Source organism: Streptomyces murinus, assembly GCF_002154555.1.
In the GTDB taxonomy this organism is placed as follows: Bacteria; Actinomycetota; Actinomycetes; order Streptomycetales; family Streptomycetaceae; genus Streptomyces; species Streptomyces murinus.
Map to the genome: position 1 here is coordinate 1 of NZ_MUNF01000466.1, position 8,622 is coordinate 8,622.

At 73.8% G+C, this 8,622-nt stretch carries 9 protein-coding genes; 7 read left to right on the forward strand and 2 right to left on the reverse strand.

Annotated elements, in window-relative coordinates; genetic code table 11:
- The first annotated feature begins 97 nt into the window (after positions 1-97).
- Together CCN72_RS26615 and CCN72_RS26620 are read left to right on the forward strand one after the other, a co-directional pair.
- Positions 98-676, forward strand: a complete 579-nt coding sequence (locus tag CCN72_RS26615; protein ID WP_086810283.1) for a DUF5134 domain-containing protein — start codon at positions 98-100, stop codon at positions 674-676.
- Positions 677-767: 91 nt separating this feature from the next.
- Positions 768-1,397, forward strand: a complete 630-nt coding sequence (locus tag CCN72_RS26620) for a hypothetical protein (RefSeq protein ID WP_086810284.1) — start codon at positions 768-770, stop codon at positions 1,395-1,397.
- Positions 1,398-1,476: 79 nt separating this feature from the next.
- Here CCN72_RS26620 and CCN72_RS26625 read toward each other — a convergent pair whose 3' ends face one another.
- Positions 1,477-2,913 carry an FAD-dependent monooxygenase gene (locus CCN72_RS26625; RefSeq protein ID WP_086810285.1) on the reverse strand — a complete coding sequence of 479 codons (1,437 nt, stop codon included), beginning with the start codon at positions 2,911-2,913 and terminating at the stop codon, positions 1,477-1,479.
- Between the two features lie 205 nt (positions 2,914-3,118).
- On the opposite strand from CCN72_RS26625, the gene CCN72_RS26630 reads away from it, so the two are divergent.
- From CCN72_RS26630 to CCN72_RS26645, 4 genes are all read left to right on the forward strand, one after another.
- Positions 3,119-4,084, forward strand: a complete 966-nt coding sequence (locus CCN72_RS26630; RefSeq protein ID WP_086810286.1) for an Lrp/AsnC family transcriptional regulator — start codon at positions 3,119-3,121, stop codon at positions 4,082-4,084.
- A 103-nt stretch (positions 4,085-4,187) separates the two neighbouring features.
- The gene (locus CCN72_RS26635) at positions 4,188-5,123 is read left to right on the forward strand and encodes a M56 family metallopeptidase (protein ID WP_086810287.1); all 936 of its coding nucleotides are present in this window, start codon (positions 4,188-4,190) and stop codon (positions 5,121-5,123) included.
- A gap of 203 nt (positions 5,124-5,326) precedes the next feature.
- Positions 5,327-6,037, forward strand: a complete 711-nt coding sequence (locus tag CCN72_RS26640; RefSeq protein WP_086810288.1) for an HAD family hydrolase — start codon at positions 5,327-5,329, stop codon at positions 6,035-6,037.
- 168 nt (positions 6,038-6,205) lie between these two features.
- Positions 6,206-6,874: a TetR/AcrR family transcriptional regulator gene (locus tag CCN72_RS26645; protein ID WP_086810289.1), complete on the forward strand. Its 669-nt coding sequence runs from the start codon at positions 6,206-6,208 to the stop codon at positions 6,872-6,874.
- A gap of 153 nt (positions 6,875-7,027) precedes the next feature.
- Here CCN72_RS26645 and CCN72_RS26650 read toward each other — a convergent pair whose 3' ends face one another.
- Entirely contained in the window at positions 7,028-7,531 is a 504-nt protein-coding gene (locus tag CCN72_RS26650; protein WP_086810291.1) for a DUF6214 family protein, read from the reverse strand.
- 194 nt (positions 7,532-7,725) lie between these two features.
- Here CCN72_RS26650 and CCN72_RS26655 point away from each other — a divergent pair.
- Positions 7,726-8,622, forward strand: an 897-nt coding sequence (locus tag CCN72_RS26655) for an FAD-dependent oxidoreductase (protein ID WP_086810290.1), incomplete at its 3' end; no start/stop codon positions are given.

An 8,622-nucleotide genomic window follows, 5' to 3' on the forward strand; every position in this document is an offset into this window, starting at 1 on the left:
CCCGCCGGCGCTCCCGTGCACCCCTCTGCGCCCGCATGCGCCCCGCCCCGACTGGGCATCGCATCCCTCGACCGACCGTCGAGCGGGGGAGGTACCCGTGCACGGACCCGTGTCGGCCGCCTGGTCGCTGGTCGCGCTGTGCGCGGCGACCGGGGCCTACTGTCTGCTGCGGATGCGCAGCGCCGTCGAGGAGCAGCGCCGGTCCGCCGGTGGTGAGGCGCTGATGGGCTTCGGGATGGCCGCGATGGCGGTGCCGGCGGCGGTGTTCACCCCGCCGGGCTGGGCCTGGCCGGTGTACGCGGCCGTCTTCGGCCTGGCAGCGCTGCGCGCCCTGTGGGCCGCGCGCCGCGACCGGCATCATCTGCACCACCTGGTGGGTGCCGGAGCGATGGTCTACATGGCGGCCGCGATGGCCGTGGCCCCGCCCGCCGGCCACTCCATGGAGGGCATGTCCATGGAGGGCATGCACGGCGGCACCGGTGTCCCCGTGGTGACCGGTGTCCTGCTCCTCTACTTCACGGGCTACGTCCTGCTGTCCGGCGCCCGCCTGGTCCCGGCCGCCGTCGCCGTCGGCGGTCCCCCGCCGCCCGCCCGCTGGGGCGACCGCCCGGAACTGGCCCGCGCGTGCCGGCTGTCGATGGCGATCGGGATGGTGGCGATGCTTCTGACGATGTAAGGAGCGATGGGTGATGGGCGCTGGGTGTTCACGTTTTCTTCACGCATGGTCTAGCGTGTCCGGCCTGTATCCGTTTCACCCGGGGGGATTCGTGCGGACCCGCATCATCAGCGCTGCCCTGCTCTGTGCCACGGTCGGACTGACCGCCTGCCAGCCGACCGACGGCCAGTCCGGTGGCGGCAACTCCGCTACGGCGCCCGGTGGTTCCGCCGCCCAGGGCGGCAAGTCGGCGAGCGCGGCGCCGAAGGCCGTGCGGAACTTCGTCGGGATGGGCCTCCAGTCCGCGCAGGACGCCGCGCAGGCCGACGGCTTTTACTCGCTGAAGTCGCATGACGCGCTCGGCCGTGACCGTATGCAGGCCCTCGACCGGAACTGGAAGGTGTGCTCCCAGAACGTGGCCGCGGGCAGGTCGGTGCCGACGCGCACGACGCTGGACTTCGGCGCGGTGAAGCTGGCGGAGTCCTGCCCCGGCACGGACCAGAAGGAGCCGACCGTCCAGGGCGGCAGGATGCCTGACTTCAAGGGGAAGTCCGTGAAGGCGGCGCGCGCGGCCCTGGACTCGGGCACGTCGCTCACCGTCAAGGACGCCTCCGCGGACGGCCGTTGGATCCTGGTGGAGAGCAACTGGAAGGTGTGCACGCAGACACCCGCCGCGGGCAGCGCCATGCGTGGGCAGCCGGTCGCGTTCACCGCGGTCAAGTTCGGCGAGAGCTGCCCGTAGCCGGAGTGACGACGCCCCGCCGCCCGCCGAAGCAGGGGGCAGGGCGTCGCCTCGGCGGCCGCGGAGGCCGCCGACCCGCTCAGCGGGGCTCGCCGAACCAGTGGCGGAGCGCCGCTGCCGGATCGTCCGCGCCCGCCCAGCAGACATAGCCGTCCGGCCGGATGAGCATCGGTTCGACGCCGGCGCCCTTGCCCGCCCGGTCGACCCGGTCCGCCCAGGGACCGGCGGCCTCGGCGAACCGGTCGGCCGGGTCCAGCAGGACGCCGCGACCGGAGCGCAGCAGTTCGTGCACCCGGTCCGGGCCGAGGTCCAGGTCCGGTACCGGACGGCCGACGAGCGGATGGGACTCGGTGCCGGGCATCGGGTAGCGGACGGCCATCCCGGACATCAGGTCGCCCAGATAGCCCTGGGCCGCCGGGAGTTGGGCCATGGCCGTGAAGATCTCCCGGGCGGCCAGCACCTCCGGATCGCGGGTGCCGGCCCAGTCCATCAGCAGGCTCTGCGCCCGGACGTTGCGCAATACGGCGGCCCCGGCCGGATGGCGTTCCGCGTGATACGTGTCGAGCAGATTCCCCGGCGCCCAGCCGCGCACGGCGGCGCCGAGCTTCCAGCCGAGGTTGAAGGCGTCCTGCATCCCGGTGTTCATGCCCTGCGCGCCGAGCGGAAGGTGGACATGGGCGGCATCGCCCGCCAGGAACACCCGTCCGTGCCGGTACTGCTCGACTTGCCGTGAGGCGTTGGTGATACGGCGCGCGTAACGCAGTTCGAGCAGCTCGACCCGCGTGCCGAACACGGTGCGCAGACCGTCGCGGATCTCGTCCTCGGTGACCGGGACCTCCCTCGGCAGCGACCGGCCCGGCCCGCCGAGGACCAGCCGCCGCAGCTGCCTGCCCCGCGGATCGGTGCCGAGCGGGAACAGTGCCGCCCAGTACCCGTCCTCACTCCAGGTGTGCGCGGTGGCCGGGTCGGCGCCGCCCAGCCGCACATCGGCGGCGACGATCGTCAACGTGCCCGGTTCGCCGGGGAATTCGGCCCGCAGCAGCGACCGTACGGTGCTGTGGGCGCCGTCGGCCGCGACGAGGTGGCGGGAACGGAGGGCGGTGCCGTCGGCGAAGGCGGCGGTGACCGCGTCGTCGTCCTGGGCGAGGCCGACCAGTTCATGGCCCCTGCGGGCGTGCAGGCCGTGCGCGGCGAGATGCCGCTCGAAGAACCCCTCGATCACCACCTGCGGCACGGACCGCCAGGGCAGACGGTGCCGTTCGGCCTGGAGCGGGAGCGGGATACCGGCGAAGTGGCCGGTGGTGACGGGGTGATCGCCGGTGGCCAGCAGGGGCTCCAGTAACCCTCGCTGGTCGAGCGCCTCCAGGGTGCGGGACTGCACGCCGCCCGCCCTGGACAGGTCGCTGCGCCGCGCGAGCCTGTCGACCAGCACGGTCGAAACCCCTGCCAGCAGCAGCTCGTTGGCCAGCGTCATGCCGGTCGGGCCGGCGCCGACGATGAGCACATCGGTGTCCATGGATTCTCCTACGTCTGTATCGACTTCGTCTGTATCGACTTCGTCTGTATCGACTTCATCTGTATCGACTTCATCTGTGTCGACTTCGTCTGTGTCGGATCTGTCTGTGCCGATCGGGACAGCGGCAACGCTCCGCCGGTCGAGCCGCCCGGACCAGAAACCGGATCGATCGCGCCGAAATCCGACACCGGCTAGCCTTGAACCGGTGGAATCCGACTACGACGAGCTGGACCGACGGCTCGTACACGCTCTCCAGATCGACGGCCGTGCCCCGTTCAGCACCATCGCCGAGGCCCTCGGCGTCTCGGACCGCACCATCGCCCGCCGCTACGCACGGATGCGGTCGGCCGGGGCGATACGGGTGCTCGGCGGCTTCGACCCCACCGCGCTGGGCGCCGTCCTGTGGTTCCTGCGGGTGCGCTGTGCGCCCGCCGCGGCGCTCCCGGTCGCCGAGGCGCTGGCCGGGCGCCCCGACACCTCCTGGGTGAGCCTCAACTCCGGTGGTACCGAGATCACTTGCGTGGTCCGGACCGAGAGCGAGGCGGACAGCGAGGCACTGCTACTGGCCAAACTCCCCCGCACCCCGCGCGTGGAGGGCGTGACCGCGCACTCCGTGCTGCACGCCTTCTACGGCGGCCCCGACAACCTGGTCGGAAAACTCGGGTGGTTGGACACGGCGGCGATCGAGCGACTGCGCCCGCCGCCGCTGCCGCACCGGCCGGGACCGGTACGGCTGGACGACGGTGACCGCAAGCTCCTCGCGCTGCTCGCCACCGACGGCCGGGCCGGGTTCGAGCAGCTGGCCGCGGCGACCGGCTGGTCACCGACGACGGTACGGCGCCGGATGACGGAGCTGCGCGAGCACGGCGTGCTCTATCTGGACCTCGACGTCGACTGGCGCGTGTTCGGCGGGAACGCCCGGACCCTGCTCTGGCTCTCGGTCGCCCCCGCCCATCTGGAGGAGGCCGGCCGGGCGCTGGCCGGACACCCGGAGATCGCGTTCGCCGCGGCCACGACCGGCCCGACCAATCTGTACGCGAGCGTCGTCTGCGCGAACCAACGGGAGCTGTACCGGTACCTGACCACCCGTATCGCCGCGCTCCCCGCCATCACCCATCTGGAGACGGCACCGGTGATCAGGACCGTCAAGCAGGCGGCCAACCGGATATAGCGGCGGCGGTACGACGGGACGGGCGGCCGGGGCGCGTTGTCTGCGTCACTTCGGGGTGACGGACCGTACCGCCGGGCGGCCCCGCGCTCATAGGGTGCTGCCCATGATGGTCCCGGTGGCCCTTTTACTGCTCGGCGCTCTCACCGCCGTCCTCGGTCCGCGGCTGCTGGCCCGCGCCGACTGGCCGGACCGAGAACCGGTCGTCGCGCTGTGGGCGTGGCAGTGCGTGGTGGCGGCCGTACTGCTGTGCTGCGCGCTGTCGATGACGCTGAGCGCCGCCGCGGCCTGGGCGCCGGTGCGCGGACAGGTGTTCGCGCGGGCGCCACGCGCGGTCGTGGACGCGTACGCCCTCGGCACCGCGAGCCCCTGGGCGGCCACCACCGCCGTACTGCTGGCCTGCGCCGGGCTGTGGAGCGCGGCCATGCTGGTGCGGGAGGTCGTACGATCCGGTGCGCGACGGCGGGCACAGCGGGCCGAACTCCTGGTGCGCGCACCGCTGTTGCCCGGTGAGGAGCCGGGAGCGGGGCGGCTGGTGGTGCTGGAGGACCGGCGCCCCGGCGCCTGGTGGCTGGCCGGTGCGACGCCCCGACTGGTCGTCACCACCGCCGCGTTGAACCGGCTGAAGGAGCGTCAGCTGGACGCGCTGCTGGCCCATGAGAAGGGGCACGCGCAGGCGCGGCACGACTGGCTGCTGCACTGCTCGGCCGCGCTCGCGGACGGGTTCCCCCAGGTGCCGGTGTTCGCCGCGTTCCGGGACGAGATGCACCGGCTGGTGGAGCTGGCCGCCGACGACACGGCCTCCCGGCGCTTCGGCCGGCTGACGACCGCGCTCGCCCTGGTCGAACTCAACGAGGAGCGGGGCGTGTTCGGGCCCAGCCCGACCCCCGAGGCGCATGTGCCCCGGCGGGTGGACCGGCTGCTCACCCCGCCCGACCGGCTCCCCGCCCTGCACCGGCTGCGACTCACCGCCGTCGCCGCGCTGGTCCCGGCGCTCCCGGTCCTGCTGACCCTGGTACCGGGACTGCGGGCGCTGGGCTGAACATGGTCCGCCGTCCTCCGCCGAGCACGGCTCAACTCTCCTGCGAGTGACCCTGGGTGGAGTCGACCGCATGACTGCCGGCGGGGCGGCGCCGGTGCGGGACTCCGGCGCCGGGGCCGCGGACGCTCGGCCGAACGCAGCCCCCGCCTCGCCGCAGCAGCGCTCAACTCCGCCACGAGCGAGCCCCGATAGAGTCCGACGCCATGACTGCCGTGCTGTTCGACTTCTCCGGGACGCTGTTCCGCGTCGAGTCCACCGAGTCCTGGCTGCGTGCGGTGCTGGAGGAAACCGGGCGGGATCTTCCCGAACCCGAACTGAAGGAAGCGGCGCGGGCGTTGGAGGCGGTCGGGGCGCTGCCGGGCGGGGCGGCGCCGGCGCGCGTGCCCGAGGAGCCGGCCGGGCTGTGGGCGCGCCGGGACGAGAGCGCGGAGCTGCACCGGGCGGCGTACACGGGGATGTCCCGGCGGGTGCCGCTGCCCGATCCGGATCTGCACGACGCGCTCTACGCACGGCTCATGTCCCCCGCCGCCTGGACCCCCTACCCGGACGCCCGGCACGTGCTGCGCGCCCTGCACGAGCGCGGGATCGGCGTGGCGGTGGTCAGCAACATCGGCTGGGACCCGCGTCCGGTCTTCCGCGCACACGGCCTCGACCCGTTCGTGGACGCGTATGCGCTGTCGTACGAGCACGGGGTGCAGAAGCCGGACCCGCGGCTGTTCTCGGTCGCCTGCGCGGCGCTCGGTGCCGATCCCCGGCGGACGCTGATGGTCGGCGACAGCCGGGAGGCGGACGGGGGCGCGTCGGCGCTCGGCTGCCGGGTGCACTTCGTGGACCATCTGCCGGCCGCCGACCGTCCGAACGCGCTGCTGCCGGTTCTCGACCTGGTCCCGGACCTCGCCTCGGACCCGGCCTGACCGTTTCCTGACCGTCTCCTGACCGGTTTCCCGGTGTCCGACGGGCGCGCACCGTCCGCCGGGGTGATCCCCCGTGTCACCCCGGCAGACGGCAGCTCCGACCGGACCCGTGGGTTCCGGATGCGTTGAGTATAGTTGGCTGGCAGCCAGTCAACGCAGGAGTCCAGCATGTCCCCGCGCAGCGCCTCGGTCAATGAAGAGTTGCGAAGGCGTTCCCGGGAGCGGCTGCTGCACGCCGCCGTGGAGCTGGTGGACGAGCGGGGCTTCGAGGCCACGACGCTCGGCGACATCGCGGACCGCGCCGGTTCCGCCCGCGGCCTGGTGTCGTACTACTTCCCGGGCAAGCGCCAGCTGGTGCAGTCCGCCGTGCACCGGCTGATGCACCGCACGCTGGAGGAGGCCCTGGAGCGGGAGCCGCGCAGCGAGGACGGCCGGGAGCGGCTGGCCCGTGCCGTCGACGCGATCCTGGGGCTGGCCCGCGACCGGCCGGTGCTGATGCGCCAGCACATGGCGGGGCTGCTCCAGGCCGAGGGCTTCGTGGAGTGCCCGGAGCAGCGGCGGCTGTCGGAGCTGCTCGGCGACACCGTCGCCCGGTACGGCTCCGCGGATGTGACGGCCGACTATCCGATGCTGCGGGCCCAGCTGATGGGCGCGGTGTACGCGGCCCTGGTCCCGGGCGTGCCCATGCCCGTTCCGGCGCTGCGTGCCGAGCTGTTCCAGCGCTACGGGCTGGACTGGGAGCTGGGGGTGCCGCCGGAGCGGGACGCCGGGTGCGGGGCCGCGGAGCGCGATCTGTCACGGTTCTTCGCGACCGGGGAGCGCACGGAGGGGCCGTAGCGGTCCCGGAATCGCACGGAGGGGTCGTAGCGGTTCCCGGAATCGGTTCTTGTCGGCGGGCGGGCGGGCCTTCGTGGCGGCAGACGCGCGGGATGGCGGGACCGCCGTAGTCCACCACAGCGCCGGAAGGGGCGAGCGGACCGGGGACGGCAGTTATCGGCGGGCGTGCCTCGGTGTCAGCAGGCCCGCGTCCCTGGCCCGGGCGATCAGGCCGAGGGAGCGCCGGCGGCCGTGGCCGGTCGCCCGCATCACGGCGAGCACCGGATCCGCGCCCGCCTCCTGTGCCGCGCGGTACTCCCGGGCGAGCAGCAGCCGGCCCTCGGCGCCGCGCGGCCAGGCCGGGCGGGCGCGGCGCCGGGCCGCGCGCGAGGAGCCGGGGTCGTCGTGGTGCGCCGCCGGGATCGGGGTGCGGCCCGCGGCCCGCTCCCCCGCCCAGAACACCTCCAGGAGCGGCTCCTCGATCCAGTCCGCGAGGACGGCGAGGTCGTCCAGGGAGAGCGCGGGGTGGGCCCGGATCTCCTCGACGCAGACGCTGCCCCCGTCGCTCACGACGGCCAGCGCGTCCACCCCGGCGCCGTCGGGGAAGTCCAGCCGGACGTACAGCCAGGACAGGGTGCCGCCGTGCTCGCGCACCTCCCACGCGGGCCACACGGACAGCGCGCCGTCCTCCGCGTTCCGCTCGGAAAGATCAAGAAAGGATGCTTCGAGCACCTGCGCAACGTATCCGCGCGCGCACCCTCCATACGGTGGGACACGCGCCCGCGTCACCCGGCGGGCTCTGCCCCCGGGGGCTCCGCGGTGGGACTCTGGAGTTGTCCGCGCACTCTCCTTTCGCCGTCAGGAGTACCGCCGTGCTGCGAGTCGCCGTCGTCGGATCCGGACCGAGCGGGTGCTACACCGCCCAGCAGCTCGTCCAGCAGGACCCCGAGGTGCGCGTGGACGTGCTGGACCGGCTGCCGTGTCCGTACGGCCTCGTCCGGTACGGCGTCGCCCCGGACCACGAGAAGATCAAGTCGCTCCAGGCGAGCCTGCGTACGGTGCTGGAGCACGAGCGGGTGCGCTTCCTCGGCGGGGTACGGGTGGGCGGCCCCGGCGGGGTGCCGGTGAAGGTGCTCCGGGGGCTGTACGACGCGGTGGTGTACTGCGTGGGCGCCGCCACCGACCGTCACCTCGGCATTCCGGGCGAGGAGCTGCCGGGCTGCTGGTCGGCGACCGAGTTCGTGGCCTGGTACAGCGCGCACCCGGACGCGGCCGACGCGGGTTTCCTGCGGGGCGTGCGCTCGGCGGTGGTGATCGGCGCGGGGAACGTGGCGGTGGACGTCACCCGGATGCTGATGCGCGGCGCGGCCGAGCTGCGCCCGACGGACATGCCGCAGGGGGCGCTGGACACGCTCGCGGAGAGCGGGGTCGGCGAGGTGCGGATGGTGGCGCGGCGCGGTCCCGCGCAGGCCCGTTTCACCACCAAGGAGCTGCGGGAGCTCGGCACCCTGCCCGGCACCCAGGTCCTCGTGGAACCGGGCGACTTGGCGCTCGATCCGGCCGGCCCCGAGACGCTGCCCGCGGTGCAGCGGCGCAATCTGGAGGTGCTGCGCGGCTGGGCGGAGCAGCCCCCTTCGGGGACCGGCCGGCACATCCGGCTGCGCTTCTTCCTGCGTCCCGTGGAGCTGCTCGCGGACGGCGGCCGGGTGGGCGCGGTCCGCTTCGAGCGCACGGCGCCGGACGGGCGGGGCGGGGTGACGGGTACGGGG